This is a genomic window from Cupriavidus cauae, assembly GCF_008632125.1.
Classification (GTDB): Bacteria; Pseudomonadota; Gammaproteobacteria; order Burkholderiales; family Burkholderiaceae; genus Cupriavidus; species Cupriavidus cauae.
Genome location: NZ_VWRN01000025.1, coordinates 71,734 through 86,434, shown reverse-complemented (window position 1 = coordinate 86,434; position 14,701 = coordinate 71,734). Strand labels below are relative to the sequence as shown.

The window sequence follows — 14,701 nt, the reverse complement described above, 5'->3', positions numbered from 1 at the left end:
TTTATGCCCGGTTTGTCCCCGGGCTTCCGGCAAGTCTGCCGGGCGCCGGCGCGCTACCGCTTGAGCGGCTGCTGCTTGTCCTCGTCGCCGCGATCGACCGGCGCGTTGGCCAGCCCCCCCATATTGGTTCGATACGCGGGCAACCGCTCGACCGTGGTGCCGATCGCCCGCGCGTACAGCGGCAGCACCTCGGGCATGTGCCGCTGCAACTCGGCGATGCGCGACTGGCCCGACGGGTGCGTGGAGAGGAAATCCATGCTGGCGCCGGCCGCCGACGACTGCGACACCTTGCCCATCTTCTGCCACAGCGTCACCGCGGCGCGCGGATCGTAGCCCGCGCGCGCCGCGATATCCATGCCGACCAGGTCGGCCTCGGTCTCGTCCGAGCGCGAGAACTTCAGCGTCAGCAGATGCGCGCCGGTGCCCAGCGCCAGATTGCCCAGATTGCCAAAGCCGAACAGCTGCGAAATCACGTTGGCGCCGAGGTTGGTGATCTCGGCCTTGGCGGCGCGCTCGCGGGCATGCTCCTGCAGCGCGTGGGCGATCTCGTGGCCGATCACCATCGCCAGCTCGTCGTCGGTCGGCTTGATCTGGTCCAGAAAGCCGGTATAGACCGCGATCTTGCCGCCGGGCATGCAGAACGCGTTGACCTGCTTGGCCTTGATCAGATTGACCTCCCACTTCCAGCCCTTGGCGCGGTCGTTCCAGCGGGCGGCCTGCGGCAGGATGCGTTCCGAGATCGTGCGCAGGCGCGCCAGGCGCGGATCGTTCGACGGCGCCAGCGCGCCCTTGGCGCGCGCCTCCTGCTTGATCTGCTCGTACTCCTGCGCGGCCTGCTGCTCGATCGCCTCGGCCGGCACCAGCTGGCTGACCGCGCCGCCGCCGCGCTGCACATTGACGCCGTCGGACTGCGCCAGCACAGCGGGCGCGCCGAGCAGCGCCACGGCGCCGAGCACGGCCAGCGTCAGCCGGCGCAGCGGCGCAACGAGGGCAAGCGAACGCGATGAGGGAACGGCAACGGAGGGAGCGGACATGGCCAGACGCAAGGGAAGGGGCATTGTTTCAACAGAATGCGACAGACATCACGAAGGCTGATGCAATAATACACGGCGCCCGATCGCCACCCAGGGCCCTCCAGGCGCTCCAACCGCCTGCTGCGCCCGGCCCCTGCCCCCGCCTTCATGACCTTCCAAGACTATCTCGATATTTTCCGCAATCGCCGCATCGGCGCGATGCTGACGCTGGGCTTCGCCTCGGGGCTGCCGCTGGCGCTGACCTCGGGCACGCTGCAGGCCTGGATGACGGTCGAAGGGCTGGACATCAAGACCATCGGCTTCTTCTCGCTGGTCGGCCAGGCCTACATCTTCAAGTTCCTGTGGGCGCCGCTGATGGACCGCTACACGCCGCCGCTGCTGGACCGGCGGCGCGGCTGGCTGCTGCTGACGCAGATCGGCCTGGTGCTCGGCATCGCCGGCATGGCCTTCTGCCCGCCGCGCGAGGCGCTGTGGCTGCTGGCGGGGCTGGCCACGCTGGTGGCCTTCCTGTCGGCCTCGCAGGACATCGTGTTCGACGCCTACAGCACCGACGTGCTGCGGCCCGCCGAGCGCGGCGCCGGCGCGGCGGTCAAGGTGCTCGGCTACCGGCTGGCGATGCTGGTATCGGGCGGCCTGGCGCTGTGGCTGGCGGACCGCGTGCTGGGCTGGCAGCAGATGTACCTGCTGATGGCCGCGCTGATGGCGGTCGGCCTGCTGACGCTGCCGTGGGCGCCGCGCGCCGAGTCGCCGCCGCGCGCGCCGCGCTCGCTGGAGGAGGCGGTGGTCGGTCCGCTGCGCGACTTCTTCGGACGCACCGGCGCGTGGTGGCTGCTCGGCCTGATCGTGCTGTACAAGCTCGGCGACGCCTTCGCCGGCAGCCTGTCGACCACCTTCCTGATCCGCGGCGTGGGCTTTTCCGCCGGCGAGGTCGGGCTCGTCAACAAGACGCTGGGCCTGGCGGCGACCATCATCGGCGCGCTGTTCGGCGGCACGCTGATGGTCAGGCTGGGCCTGTACCGCTCGCTGATGCTGTTCGGCGTGCTGCAGGCCGTGTCGAACTTCGGCTACTGGCTGCTGGCGGTGACGCCGGCCCATCTGTGGTCGATGGGCGCGACCATCGCGGTCGAGAACCTGTGCGGGGGCATGGGCACCGCGGCCTTCGTCGCGCTGCTGATGGCGCTGTGCAACCGCTCGTTCTCGGCAACGCAGTACGCGCTGCTGTCGGCGCTGGCCTCGGTCGGGCGCGTCTATGTGGGACCGACCTCGGGCTATCTGGTCGAATCGTTCGGCTGGGCGCCGTTCTACCTGGGCACGGTGGTCGTGGCGCTGCCGGGGCTGCTGCTGCTGCGCGCCATGCGCGGAACGGTGGAGCGCTACGAGAGCCAGACGCGTACGCCGCGCGACGAGGCCGGCGCCGTTTCGGCCGTTCCGCTCCCGGCAGATGGCCGGGCACAGGGCAAGGGCGTTCGCGAGGGTTGATGCCAGGGTAGGCAACCGCCCTGCCCTCTCTCCCTCCCGCAAGCGGGAGAGGGCTGGGGAGAGGGCAGCCGGCGCGTCTACTGCTTGTAGTAGACGATCTGATGCGAGCTGGCCAGCAGCTCGCCGTCCGGGCTCCACAGCTGCGCGCTCTGGTCGAAGAAGCCCTGCCGGAATACCTGCGCCCGCGCGCTGCCCAGCGCGTGGCGATCGCCCAGCGCCGCCAGCGTGGCGGCATCCGCGTGGAAATAGGTCGTCAGCGAGACCGTGCCGGCCGGCACGAAGCCGGCGCGCTTGAGGAAGATGCGCGGATAGAAGCTGTCGCACCAGGCCGCGATCGACGCATAGTCGGGCGTGCGGGCCGGGTGGTCGCGCAGCCAGAACTGGGTCAGGCTGTCCGGATGCTCGGTGCCTGGCTCGGCCGCGGGCTTGGCGCCCCGCACCGGGCGCATCTCGTAGGACTTGAACCAGCGCACCGGCGCGAAGCCGGTCGGCAGCGGCGCGATGGCGTCGGCCGGCGGCACGTCGGGAAAGACGGCCTCGCCGCAGCCCCAGGTGTCGCGCCGCACGGCGAACACCGCGCTGGCGGTGGTCGCCACCTCGCCGTTCTGTACCAGTTCCAGCGACCAGTGCTGGGTCGAGCGGTTGGTGCGCGCGGGCCGCGCCTCGATCGTAAACGGACCCTCGGCGATCGGTCCGGCGAAATTGACGGTCAGCGCGATCGGATCGCCGAGCCGCTGCGGATGCTGCAGCGCCGCCTGCAGCAGCGTCGCCGCCGTGATGCCGCCGTACGGCCCGATCATGTTCCAGTACGACTCGGTGGTGCGGCCGGTAAAGCGGTGCTCGCCGGCGGGGGTCAACGCAATCGCGTCGTCGAAGGGATGCAGCTCGGATGTCGCGGACATGGGGCCTCGCCGAAAAGCGAACGATCGTTCGGAATTTCCGTACGGTAGTCGTCCGGGTGGCCGCTCGTCAAGTGCCGGCGGCCCCCTCCGAAGCCATCCCGGGCCGAACAGACTCGGGCCGGGGAGTCAGGCGAGCAGTCAGGCGCGCAGTCAGGCGAGGAGTCAGGCGAGGAGTCAGGCGAGCAGTCAGGCCGATGAGTCAGGCCGAAGTAGCCAGGGCGGCTCGTCAGACCGTCCCCCGGACCGGCCCTCAGGCCGAACAGACCCGATACACCGCCAGGCTGCCGCGCCAGTTGACGCCCCAGTTCACCGTGATGCCCTCGTGCATCACCACGCGATCGAGGATGCGCAGCCCGACCTTGGGCGCCAGCGCCTCGAAGTCGCTGATGGTCAGCACGCGCACGTTGGGCGTGTCGTACCACTGGTAGGGCAGCGACTCGGACACCGGCATGCGGCCGCGGAACACCGACAGCCGGTGCGGCCAGTAGCCGAAGTTCGGGAACGACACGATGCACTCGCGGCCGACGCGCAGCGTGTCGCGCAGCACCTGCGCGGTGTTGTGGATCGTCTGCAGCGTCTGCGACAGGATCACGGTGTCGAAGCTCTTGTCCTCGAACAGCGCGAGTCCGCCCTCCAGGTTCTGCTGGATGACATGCACGCCCTTCTGCGCGCACGCCAGCACGCCCTCGTCGCGGATCTCGATGCCGTAGGCCTGCACGTCGAGCTCGTCCTGCAGCACGCGCAGCAGGCTGCCGTCGCCGCAGCCCAGATCGAGCACGGTCGCATTCGGTTCGATCCAGCGCGCGATCGCGCGAAAATCCGGCCGCCGTGCCAGCACGCCGTTGGCCGCTTCGGTGATGGACTTGGCATTCATGCGCCGATCTCCCGGGCAATGCGTTCGTAATAGGCGCGCATCAGGTTGTGGTAACGCGGATCGTCGAGCAGGAAGGCGTCGTGGCCATGCGGGGCATCGATCTCGGCGTAGCTGACCGGCCGCTTGTTGTCGAGCAGCGCCTTGACCAGCTCGCGGCTGCGGCTCGGCGCAAAACGCCAGTCTGTGGTGAAGCTGGCGACGAGGAAACTGGCCTTCGTATGCGCGACGGCGCGGGTCAGGTCGCCGCCGAACGTCAGCGCCGGATCGAAGTAATCGAGCGCGCGCGTGATCAGCAGATAGGTATTGGCGTCGAAATACTCGGCGAACTTGTCGCCCTGGTAGCGCAGGTAGCTCTCGACCTGGAACTCGACATCGAACGAGAAGCGGATGTCCTCGGCCTTGAGCTCGCGGCCGAATTTCGCCGCCATGTCCTCGTCGGACAGGTAGGTGATATGGCCGATCATCCGGGCCACGCGCAGGCCGCGCTTGGGCTTGACGCCATGCGCGTAGTAGTTGCCGCCGTGGAAGTCGGGGTCGGACAGGATCGCGCTGCGCGCGACCTCGTTGAAGGCGATGTTCTGCGCCGACAGCTTCGGCGTCGAGGCCACCACGATGCAATGGCGCAGCCGATCGGGATACATCAGGCTCCAGGCCAGCGCCTGCATGCCACCGAGGCTGCCGCCCATCACCGCGGCGAACTGCTCGATGCCGAAGGCGTCGGCCACGCGCGCCTGCGCATTGACCCAGTCCTCGACCGTGACCACCGGGAAGGTGGCGCCGAAGGGCTGGCCGGTGGCCGGATTCAGGCTCATCGGACCGGTCGAGCCGAAGCACGAGCCCAGGTTGTTGATGCCGATCACGAAGAAGCGGTCGGTATCGAGCGGCTTGCCGGGGCCGACCATGTTGTCCCACCAGCCCACGTCGCGCGGATCGTGCGCGTAGACGCCGGCCACGTGGTGCGAGGCGTTCAGCGCGTGGCACACCAGCACGGCGTTGGTGCGCGCGGCATTGAGCGTGCCGTAGGTCTCGACCATCAGGTCGTAGTCGGCCAGCGACGAGCCGTTGCGCAACGGCAGCGGCTCGGCGAAATGCATGCGCTGCGGCGTCACGATGCCGACCGAATCGGACGGCAGCGGCAGCGCGGCGCTGGAGGCGGCGGAATCTGCGGAAACGGCGGCGGGAGCGGCCGGTTCCGTCTTTACGGACGGCGAGGCAACGTCAGTCATGTAGGCGGCCCGTGTGCGACGGGCATGAAAAAACCCGACCGGTCTTGCGTTTGGAATCACGCAGCCAAGTCGGGTTGTTGTCGCGCCGGATGCTTCGCTGTCCGCCGCCGGTGGCGTTGTCCCTGAAAATGCGTTCCTGTCGAATCGCGAATCGGAGAGGGGCGCCGACCAACCTCTTTAGCCGCATTTATAGTGGCGAGGAATTTCCCTCGCCGCGCGCCCGCAAGCCAGTCATCAAATCGGCGCGACCGGCAGATTATAGAGCAAAGCGATAGACATCAGCAGAAGACGCGCGCGGCAACGGGATATCGACGGTCGCAGCCGGGCTACGCGGGATCGAACGGGATCGGACGGGATCAGCCCAGCAGCACGCGCAGCTGCGCGTCGATCTGCCCCGCCGGCAGCTTGCGAAAGCCGCTCTTGGCATAGCGATGCCAGTGCCCCTGCACCGTGGCGACGATCAGCGCGGCGCGTGCCGATACGTCGGCGTCGGCGGGAAACGCGGCCTGCGTCGCGGCGACCTTCAGGCATTGGCGGATCGACGCCTCGATCCGGTCCACCAGCTGGTTGATGCGTTCCTGCAGCCGTTCATGCTCGCCGACCAGCGCCTCGCCGGTCAGCACGCGCGTCATGCCGGGATTCTTCTCGGCGAACGACAGCAGCATCCGCACGATCGCCTGTACCTGGCGCAGCCCGTGTTCCTCCTGCGCGGTGATCTGGTTGATCAGCCCGAACACGGTCTGCTCGATAAAGGCGATCAGGCCCTCGAACATCTGCGCCTTGCTGGCGAAATGCCGGTACAGCGCGGCCTCGGAAACGCCGAGGCGGGCCGCCAGCGCCGCGGTCGTGATGCGTTCGGAGCGCGGGTGCTCGAGCATGCCGGCCAGCGTCTGCAGGATCTGCACGCGCCGCTCGCCGGGACGCGGGCGCTTGCGCGCGACCACGGCCTCGGCAGCGCCGCCACCCTCGCCCTGCTGGCCGCGCTCGTCCGCGTTCGCGGCCGGTGCTGCTGCCTCGTTGCTCTGCGTCATGACCCGTTTCTCCGCATTCGTCGATGGAGTTGATGCACCGATTGTACTTTTATGTCCACATAGCCCGGCCGGTGCACCATGCGGGCCCGGTTCGGGGTCCGGTTTGGGGTCCGGTTTGGGGTCCGGTTTGGCGTCCGATCGGGGGTCCGATCGGGGGACCAATTGCGAGCCCAATCGCGCGTTGCCGTGGCGGCTGCGCTGCCGGCTGCGTCAGGGCCTGCATGGCTGCCGACCGGCTGCGTCTCGGGCGAGAGCCGCGGCCCGGGCGTCTGGTTCTCGGCAGCAACCAGCGTCACCGCCTCCTGCCGGGCCGCGCGGTCCGCGTCGCGGTCGTGCGGATGGCGCTCGGCCTCGGCGCGCAACGCCGCCTGCTGCGCTGCATCGCGGGCCGCGCCCGCGGGCACGTCATGCGGCCGGCTCGGCGTCATCGAACGCAGATAGCCGGTGATCCACGCGGTGCGTATCCCCAGGCCAGCATAGCGCTTCAGGTGCGAGACCGTGTCCTCGACCAGCACGGCACGGCCGGGCGCGATCCGCAGCCGGGCCAGCAGGCGGCGCAGCATGCGCCGATCCGGCTTGGGCCGCAGATCGCCATGGACCCACATCTGCTCGATGGCGATCACGCGCTCGAAGCAGTGCTCGATGCCGGCCACCCGCATCACCGCGCGCGCATAGTCCTGCGGCGCGTTGGTCAGCAGCACCTTGCGGCCCGGCAGACGGCGCAGCTGGGCGGCCAGGCCGCGGCGCACGCGCACCATCTGCGCGATATCGGGGAATTCGTGCGCGGCGCGCAGGAAGTCGGCCGGGTCGACGCCGTGATGGCGGATCATGCCGAGCAGCGTCGCGCCATAGCGCTTCCAGTAGTCGACCCGCACGCGGCTGGCGGTGGTCTCGTCGCAGGCGAGCACGCGCGCCACGTAGGCCGTCATCGCGGCATTGATCGCCGGGAAGATCGCGTGCGAGGCGTCGTGCAGCGTGTTGTCGAGATCGAACAGCCAGACCGTGTCGCCGGCGTTGTTGCCGGCCGGCCGATGCCGCAGGCGGAGGGGGGAGCGGCGGGAGGCGTGGGAAGGCACGAGGGGAAGGCGCCGCGCCGCCGCAGCGGCCGCGGGCGCCTGGTTGCGGTACGTCAGTGCGAGCGGATCATGGTGCCGAACGCCTGTTCGGTCAGGATTTCCAGCAGCAGCGAATGTTCGATGCGGCCATCGATGATGTGCACCGAGTTCACGCCGCTCTTGGCGGCGTCCAGCGCCGACGAGATCTTCGGCAGCATGCCGCCCGAGATGGTGCCGTCGGCGAACAGCTCCTCGATCTCGCGCGCCGACAGGTCGGTCAGCAGATTGCCCTTCTTGTCCATCACGCCCGGGATGTTGGTCATCATCACCAGCTTCTCGGCCTTCAGGATCTCGGCCATCTTGCCGGCCACCACGTCGGCGTTGATGTTGTAAGCCTGGCCGTCGTCGGAGAAGCCGATCGGCGAGATCACCGGGATGAAGGCGTCGTCCTGCAGCGCCTTGACCACGGCCGGGTTGATCGCCTCGATGTCGCCGACATAGCCGATATCGATGAACGCCCCCGGATTCTCGCGGTCCGGCATCTTCAGCCGCTTGGCGCGGATCAGGCCGCCGTCCTTGCCGGTCAGGCCGACCGCCTGGCCGCCGTACTGGTTGATCAGCATCACGATGTCCTGCTGGACCTCGCCGCCGAGCACCCACTCGACCACTTCCATGGTCTCTTCGTCGGTCACGCGCATGCCCTGGATGAAGGTGCCGACCTTGCCGACCTTCTTCAGCGCCTCGTCGATCTGCGGGCCGCCGCCGTGCACCACCACCGGGTTCATGCCGACCAGCTTCAGCAGGATCACGTCGCGCGCGAAGCCATGCTTGAGCTTCTCTTCGGTCATCGCATTGCCGCCGTACTTGACCACGATGGTCTTGCCATGGAACTTGCGGATGTAGGGCAGCGCCTCGGCGAGGATCTCGGCCTTGAGGGCGGGGGCGATGGCGGCCACTGCGGTTGCGGTGGGCCCGGAGGTATCGGAGGTCATGGCAATCCGTGAAAATCGACAGGTATCATGGCAACGCGGCGCATCCGGCGCCCCGCGGCAGGCGCCCGAATTTTACAAGAAACGGGGTGCCGCGCTAGCGACAGGGCCGACCGGAGCCTGCGCAGGGCGCGAACGGTGCGTCCGACGGCCCATCGGCCGTTCTTTTCATGCAACAACCACGCCAACGGAAACCACTGCGATGCCAGGCAAAGGCGGGGGCCGTCCGGCCTCGGGCACCGATCCTGCTGCCGTGCTGACCGGCCAGTTGCGCCCCGTCGAGCAATGCGCGGCCTGCGGGACGCGCTTCGTCTGCGGCCATGCCGCGGGCCTGCCGCACTGCTGGTGCGCGACGATGCCGCTGCTGCCGGCGCGGCTGATCGTGCCGGGGCAGCACTGCCTGTGCCCGGATTGCCTGCGGGCTCGGCAGGCGCAAGCCGGAGAGTGAGCCGGTCAGCGACTCCCTAGTTCGATCGGACCGTTGTCTCAAGGCCAAGCAGGCGCGGGCCGCAGTGCAAGCCGGTCAGCGATCCGGCTTTCCCATCGGTCCCGTCTCAATCCAGCGCCGCGCCCACGCGCGCCGGTCCGCTCCACTGCATCGCCACTACCCCCAGCACGATCAGCAGCGCGCCGCCGAGCCGCGGCGCCGTCAGCTCCCGCACCGCGAAGCCGGCAAGGCCCGCATGGTCCATCCATAGCGAGGCCAGCATCTGGCCGGCCACCACCGCCGCGATGAAGCCGCTGGCCCCGAGCCGCGGCGCCAGCATCAGCGCGGCGGTCAGATAGAACACGCCGACCGCGCCGCCGATCCACATCCACGACGGCCCGCTCGCCCAGCCGGCGCCGGGCGGGCCGACGCGCAGGGCCAGCATCAGCACCACCACCACCGCCAGGCTGACCAGCAGCGACACCAGCGTCGCCCACAGCGGATGGCCGAGCGCGCGGCCCAGCGCGGCATTGGCGCCCGCCTGCAGCGGGATCATCGCGCCGGCGAGCGCGGCGATCAGCACCGGCAGCGCGGCCGCCAGGACCGGACCGACGGGATGAGACGAAGACAGCATGCGCGGACCTCCTCTGTTCGTTCGAAAAAGAGACCGCGCCAGTCTGCCCCTACGCCGGATGGATTTCCAATTCTGGTTTCTAACGTTTAATATTCGCCGGATGAATAATCTGCGCAACGTCGACCTGAACCTGCTGGTCGTGCTCGAAGCCCTGCTGGCCGAGCGTCATATCTCGCGCGCCGCGCTGCGGCTGCATCTGAGCCAGCCGGCGGTCAGCCACGCACTGGCTCGCCTGCGCCAGTTGCTGGACGACCCCCTGCTGGTGCGCGGCCAGGGCGGCCTGGTGCTGACCGCACGGGCGCACGAGCTGTCCGGTCCGCTGGCCGAAGCGCTGGCGCAGGTGCGCATCCTGCTGGGCCCGTCGGGCTTCCAGCCGGCCACGGCCCGCCGCACCTTCCGTCTGGCGATGTCGGACTACGGCGCGATGGTGGTGCTGCCGAACCTGCTGCGCGCGGTCCGCAAGGCGGCGCCGGGCATCGAGCTGGTGGTGACGCAGGGCAGCCGCGAAGCGATGTCGGCGCAGGTGGCGGACGGCGAGGTCGATCTGGCGCTGGGCGTGTTCGTCTATCAGCCGGAAGGCGTGCGGATGGCCGCGCTGTTCGAGGAACAGTACGGCTGCGCGGTCGATGCCGCGACGGTGCGCGACCATGGCCGGCTGGACCAGGTCGCCTACCTGGCTCGCTCGCACGTGCTGGTGGCCGCCCACAGCGAGAAAGTCGACCCGATCGACGCGGCCATCGCCAAGCATGGCGGGCGCCGCAAGATCGCCTGCGTGGTGCCGCACTGGAGCGTCGCGCCGGCGCTGATCGCCGGCACCAACCTGGTCCTGACCACGGCCCGGCGCAGCCTGGCGGCGCTGGAGGACGATCCGCGCTTCGCGGTGTTCGAGCCGCCGTTCGCGTTCCCGGGCTTTACCTTCAGCGCGATCTGGCACGAGCGCAACGACGCCGATCCGGGGCATGCATGGCTGCGCGAGCGGCTGCTGGCGGTCGGCGCGGGCCAGGGGCTGGACGAGGCGATCAGCCTGCGCGGTTGATCTGCGCGGTTGATCTGCGCCGTTGATTTGCGCCGTTGAACAGCGCGATCGAGCGGCGCGACTGAAGCGAGTGAGCGGCGCGGATTAGCGGCGCGACTGAGCGACCCGACTGAGCGGCGCGACTGAGCGACCCGATTGACCGACCCGACCGAGCGGCGCGGATCGGCCGCGGCGGATCGTCCGGTTGCTTGCCCCGGCGATCCGCGCCCTCGCGTTTCAGAGAGCCAGTGTTTCAGTGCTTGTGGTTCGCCGCCGCGCCACCGCCGTGCGCGGGCGCGGTCAGGCCGCGCACTTCGGCCTCGACGCGCTGCTCGATCAGCTTGCCGCCCTGCTCGAACTTCAGCGTGACGGGCACCTTGTCGCCCGCATTCAGCGGCGCCTTCAAACCGAGCAGCATCACGTGGTAGCCGCCGGGCTTGAGCTCGACGTCCTCCATCTTCGGCAACGGCAGCGCGTCGAGCGCGCGCATCCGCATCACGTTGCCTTCCATCTTCATCTCGTGCACCTCGGCGGTCGCGGCCACCGGCGTCGACACGCCGACCAGGCGCGCGTCCTTGTGCGCGTGCAGCGTCATGAAGACGCCGGTGGCGGTCTGCGCCGGCACGGTGCCGCGCGCCCAGGCATTGCGGATGTCGACCTGGGCGAACGCAGAGGTGGAAATCAGCGCGCAGCATGCGGCGGCGGCGAACAGCTTGGCTTGCATCTCTATCCTTTCTCGGTGCAATTCATTCAAACGAGGCGGTCCAGCGGAGGCGGGAAGTCCGGGTAAATGCGTCCATGCAAATGCGTCCGCAAGAGCCTCGGCGCAAGAACGTCCGCGTAAGAACGCGATTAGACCATGAACCGCCGCAGGCGCCAGGGCCGGTGCGCGAGACCCGGCACGCGGGCCCATGCGGCGCAATCCGCCAGTCTGGCAGTGCCGCCCGGCGTGACCAATGCGGCATGGTGTCGCACAACACAGCCGCACGCGGCGCCATTGCTACACTCGCGGCATGACGACGACCGCCCACGCTGCCGCATCTGCCGCCAGATCTGCCGCCCCATCCGCCGGCGATCCCATCCGCGCGCAAGGCCTCGGCGCAGACAGCCTGCTGAGCCTGCGCCGGGTGTACTGGCTGCGCTGGGCCATCCTCGGCGGACAGGCGCTGCTGCTGGTCTGCGCCGAGACGCTGGCCGGGCTGCAGCTGCCCTACCGGCCGCTGCTGACGATCTTCGCGCTGCAGGCCGTCTTCAATCTGCTGACCGCCTGGCGGCTGCGTCAGCATGCGCGCGCCGGCTCGGTGCCGGGCGACGCCGAGCTGATGGGACAGTTGCTGGTCGACCTGACCGCGCTGTCGGCGATCCTGTTCTTCACCGGTGGCGCCACCAACCCGTTCGTCTCGTTCTATCTGCCGGGATTGGCGCTGGCGGCCGCCATCGTGCCGTGGCGGCAGGTGGTCGCGCTGGCGCTGTACGCGCTCGCCTGCTATTCGCTGATGCTGTTCGAATACGTGCCCCTGCACCTGCACAACCCGGACAACGCGGTGGTCTACCACCTGGTCGGCATGTGGCTGAACTTCGTCGCGAGCGCGGTGATGATCGCGCTGTTCGTCGCGCGGCTGTCGGGCGTGCTGCGCGAGCGCGAGGCGCAGCTCGCCGACGCGCGCGAGCGGCTGCTGCGCGAGGCGCGGGTCGAGTCGCTGAACGCGCAGGCGGCGACGGTCGCCCACGAGATCGGCACGCCGCTGGCGACGCTGGCCGTGATTGCCGGCGAGCTGCGCGCCGACGCCGCCGACCCCGCCCGCGGCGGCACCGCGATCCGCGACTACCTGCCCGACCTGCATACGGTCGAGCAGCAGCTGACGCTATGCCGCGGCATCCTCGCGCGCTTGCGCGAAGCGAACCGCGCCAGCGCCCTGCAGCCGGTCGGGCATTGGCTGCCCGCCTTCGCCGACGGCTGGCAGTTGCGCCATCCGCAGGCGCGCATCGAGACGATGATCGCCGCGGAGGCGGCCGACGTGCCGATCGAGCCGGCGCGGACCGGGCAGATGCTGACGATCCTGCTCGACAACGCCGCCCGCAGCCAGCAGACCGCCGGGCGCGGCGACCTGCCCCTGCGCCTGTCGATCACGATGGAACCGCGCAGCGCGCCGCGCGAACTGCTGCTGCGCGTGATCGACCATGGCACCGGCATGCCCGCCGCGCTGCGCGCGCGGCTGGGCGAGACGCCGGTGGCGAGCACGCATGGCGGCCAGGGCATCGGCGCATATCTGGCGCAAAGCGTCGCGCGCCAGATGGGCGGGCGGCTGCTTTGGCAGGACCGTCCCGAAGGCGGCACCGTGGCGGAGCTGCGGCTGCCGGCAACCCCCGATTCTTCGGAGCATGCGGCATGACTCTACCGTCGAACGTTTCCCTCTCCCCTGCCGTTGCCACCGGCAACGACACCGGCGCCCCCTTCCTGGTGATCGACGACGACCCGGTGTTCTCCGACACGCTGGCACGCGCACTGACCCGCCGCGGCTTCGCGGTCGAGGTCGCGCACAACCGCCAGCAGGCGCTGGCCCTGGCCGCGAGGACCGCGTTCCGCTATGTCACGCTCGATTTGCATCTGGCCGCGGGGCCCCAGGCCAGCGTGACCGCGCCGGCCGACTCGGGGCTGCAGCTGGTGGCGCCGCTGCGCGCGATGCTGCCGCGCTCGCGCATCCTGGTGCTGACCGGCTACGCCAGCATCGCCACCGCGGTGGCGGCCGTCAAACAGGGGGCGGACGAATATCTGGCCAAGCCGGCCAACGTCGATTCGATCCTCGCGGCGCTCAAGTCTGGCATCTCGGAAGAGGCGGCCGAGGCCGCGCTGGAGGATCCGCTGCCGTTGTCGGTGCCGCGGCTGGAGTGGGAGCATATCCAGCGCGTGCTGGCCGAACACGGCGGCAACATCTCGGCGACCGCGCGGGCGCTGAACATGCATCGGCGCACGCTGCAACGCAAGCTCGCCAAGCGGCCGGTTTCGCGGTAGGGATTCGATGGGCGACGTTGCGCACGACGTCGTTGTGCGCGTCCTAGTGCACGGCGTTGTGCGCGTCCTAGTGCACGGTGTTGGGCGCGTCCTGGTGCGCGTCCTTGTGCGCGTCCTTGTGCGCGGCGTTGTGCGCGGCGTTGTGCGCGGCGTTGGGCGCGTCCTGGTGCGCGGCGTTGGGCGTGTCGTTGGGCATCAAACGGACGCAAGAAAAAAGGGCCTGCGATCGCAGGCCCTTTTTTCTTGCATCTTCATCGCCTCGCGGCCATCGCCGCGCGGCGGCTCACAGGCGCAGTTGCACGTAGTCCCAGCCGAGGTCGTCGCCGCCGTTGACCGCACCGCCGTTGTCCGCGCGATTGGCGAGGCCGGTCGGACCTGCCGTGCCGCCATTCGCGCTCGTGCTGACCCGCAGCGCATCGAATGCATGCCGGTTCGAGCGGGCGCCGTACTCGGCGGACTCGCTGACGAACACCGCATGCGAAACCCTGACCTTGCCGTCGCCCGTGGCCGCATCGATGCGCGTGGCTTCGCTGCGGTCCGGCACGGCGCACAGGAACGCTGTCGCCCCGGCCAGCCCGGCCAGTACGCCCGCCGACATCAAACCGATATGCTTCATTCTGGACCTCCTGCTTGCGGCCAACCTGCAGCCCAACGAGGCGCAAGCATCTCATCGTCGCGGCGGCCGTGCCAGCGTGCTTACCAACGCTTACCTGGCTTACCAGCGGTCAACGGATGTCACGAGACGGCCATTACCAGCGCGTGTCGCGCTCCCATTCGCGCATTTCCTCCTCGGCGCGCTCCTTGGTGTAGCCATAGCGCTCCTGGATCTTGCCGGCCAGCTGATCGCGCTTGCCGTTGATCTGCGTGAGGTCGTCATCGGTGAGCTGGCCCCACTTCTCCTTGACCTTGCCCTTGGCCTGCTCCCATTTCCCTTCGATCTGATCCCAGTTCATGATCTGCTCCTCGATCTCGATTGATAGGTTCGATACGTTCGCGTGGTGCTTCGCCCGATACGGCTTCGC

The 14,701-nt window shown here is 69.3% G+C and carries 17 protein-coding genes; 5 read left to right on the top strand and 12 right to left on the bottom strand.

Translation table 11 applies throughout. From position 1 onward, the window contains the following. Positions 1–53: 53 nt before the first annotated feature. Entirely contained in the window at positions 54–1,034 is a 981-nt protein-coding gene (locus tag F1599_RS08455) for a M48 family metallopeptidase (RefSeq protein ID WP_223819532.1), read from the bottom strand. Positions 1,035–1,181: 147 nt separating this feature from the next. Here F1599_RS08455 and F1599_RS08450 point away from each other — a divergent pair, with 147 nt between their 5' ends. Beyond that, positions 1,182–2,513: a muropeptide transporter gene (locus F1599_RS08450; RefSeq protein ID WP_223819531.1), complete on the top strand. Its 1,332-nt coding sequence runs from the start codon at positions 1,182–1,184 to the stop codon at positions 2,511–2,513. 77 nt (positions 2,514–2,590) lie between these two features. On the opposite strand, the gene F1599_RS08445 is transcribed toward F1599_RS08450, so the two are convergent. From F1599_RS08445 to argB, 6 genes are all read right to left on the bottom strand, one after another. Further along, entirely contained in the window at positions 2,591–3,415 is an 825-nt protein-coding gene (locus F1599_RS08445; RefSeq protein ID WP_149317256.1) for an acyl-CoA thioesterase, read from the bottom strand. A 250-nt stretch (positions 3,416–3,665) separates the two neighbouring features. Further along, complete coding sequence (gene metW / locus F1599_RS08440; protein WP_006577582.1) at positions 3,666–4,289, bottom strand: methionine biosynthesis protein MetW; 624 nt, start codon at positions 4,287–4,289, stop codon at positions 3,666–3,668. Beyond that, entirely contained in the window at positions 4,286–5,515 is a 1,230-nt protein-coding gene (gene metX / locus F1599_RS08435; protein WP_149317257.1) for a homoserine O-succinyltransferase MetX, read from the bottom strand. The genes metW and metX overlap by 4 nt, the downstream gene beginning before the upstream one ends. Before the next feature lie 356 nt (positions 5,516–5,871). Next, positions 5,872–6,546, bottom strand: a complete 675-nt coding sequence (slmA, locus tag F1599_RS08430; RefSeq protein ID WP_149317258.1) for a nucleoid occlusion factor SlmA — start codon at positions 6,544–6,546, stop codon at positions 5,872–5,874. After that, entirely contained in the window at positions 6,543–7,622 is a 1,080-nt protein-coding gene (locus F1599_RS08425; RefSeq protein ID WP_150082746.1) for a pyrimidine 5'-nucleotidase, read from the bottom strand. The genes slmA and F1599_RS08425 overlap by 4 nt, the downstream gene beginning before the upstream one ends. 53 nt (positions 7,623–7,675) lie before the next feature. Beyond that, positions 7,676–8,593, bottom strand: coding sequence for an acetylglutamate kinase (gene argB, locus F1599_RS08420; protein WP_006579752.1), 918 nt, complete (start codon positions 8,591–8,593; stop codon positions 7,676–7,678). A gap of 199 nt (positions 8,594–8,792) precedes the next feature. Between argB and F1599_RS08415 the strand changes: the two genes are divergently transcribed. Further along, positions 8,793–9,038 carry a cysteine-rich CWC family protein gene (locus F1599_RS08415; protein WP_149317260.1) on the top strand — a complete coding sequence of 82 codons (246 nt, stop codon included), beginning with the start codon at positions 8,793–8,795 and terminating at the stop codon, positions 9,036–9,038. A gap of 106 nt (positions 9,039–9,144) precedes the next feature. On the opposite strand, the gene F1599_RS08410 is transcribed toward F1599_RS08415, so the two are convergent. Next, positions 9,145–9,651, bottom strand: coding sequence for a DMT family transporter (locus tag F1599_RS08410; RefSeq protein WP_150082745.1), 507 nt, complete (start codon positions 9,649–9,651; stop codon positions 9,145–9,147). A 100-nt stretch (positions 9,652–9,751) separates the two neighbouring features. On the opposite strand from F1599_RS08410, the gene F1599_RS08405 reads away from it, so the two are divergent. Then, entirely contained in the window at positions 9,752–10,687 is a 936-nt protein-coding gene (locus F1599_RS08405; RefSeq protein ID WP_149317262.1) for a LysR family transcriptional regulator, read from the top strand. Between the two features lie 232 nt (positions 10,688–10,919). On the opposite strand, the gene F1599_RS08400 is transcribed toward F1599_RS08405, so the two are convergent. Next, positions 10,920–11,390 carry a copper chaperone PCu(A)C gene (locus tag F1599_RS08400; RefSeq protein WP_149317263.1) on the bottom strand — a complete coding sequence of 157 codons (471 nt, stop codon included), beginning with the start codon at positions 11,388–11,390 and terminating at the stop codon, positions 10,920–10,922. 289 nt (positions 11,391–11,679) lie between these two features. On the opposite strand from F1599_RS08400, the gene F1599_RS08395 reads away from it, so the two are divergent. Together F1599_RS08395 and F1599_RS08390 are read left to right on the top strand one after the other, a co-directional pair. Continuing rightward, positions 11,680–13,059 carry an ATP-binding protein gene (locus tag F1599_RS08395; protein WP_150082744.1) on the top strand — a complete coding sequence of 460 codons (1,380 nt, stop codon included), beginning with the start codon at positions 11,680–11,682 and terminating at the stop codon, positions 13,057–13,059. After that, positions 13,056–13,679 carry a response regulator transcription factor gene (locus F1599_RS08390; RefSeq protein ID WP_190286328.1) on the top strand — a complete coding sequence of 208 codons (624 nt, stop codon included), beginning with the start codon at positions 13,056–13,058 and terminating at the stop codon, positions 13,677–13,679. The genes F1599_RS08395 and F1599_RS08390 overlap by 4 nt, the downstream gene beginning before the upstream one ends. A 67-nt stretch (positions 13,680–13,746) precedes the next feature. Here F1599_RS08390 and F1599_RS26430 read toward each other — a convergent pair whose 3' ends face one another. From F1599_RS26430 to F1599_RS08380, 3 genes are all read right to left on the bottom strand, one after another. Continuing rightward, entirely contained in the window at positions 13,747–13,875 is a 129-nt protein-coding gene (locus F1599_RS26430; RefSeq protein WP_263364017.1) for a hypothetical protein, read from the bottom strand. An 87-nt stretch (positions 13,876–13,962) separates the two neighbouring features. Beyond that, positions 13,963–14,295 (bottom strand): hypothetical protein, encoded by a 333-nt coding sequence (locus tag F1599_RS08385; protein ID WP_150082743.1) that lies wholly within the window; start codon positions 14,293–14,295, stop codon positions 13,963–13,965. Between the two features lie 133 nt (positions 14,296–14,428). After that, positions 14,429–14,632: a CsbD family protein gene (locus F1599_RS08380; RefSeq protein ID WP_023264984.1), complete on the bottom strand. Its 204-nt coding sequence runs from the start codon at positions 14,630–14,632 to the stop codon at positions 14,429–14,431. Between the last annotated feature and the right edge of the window lie 69 nt (positions 14,633–14,701).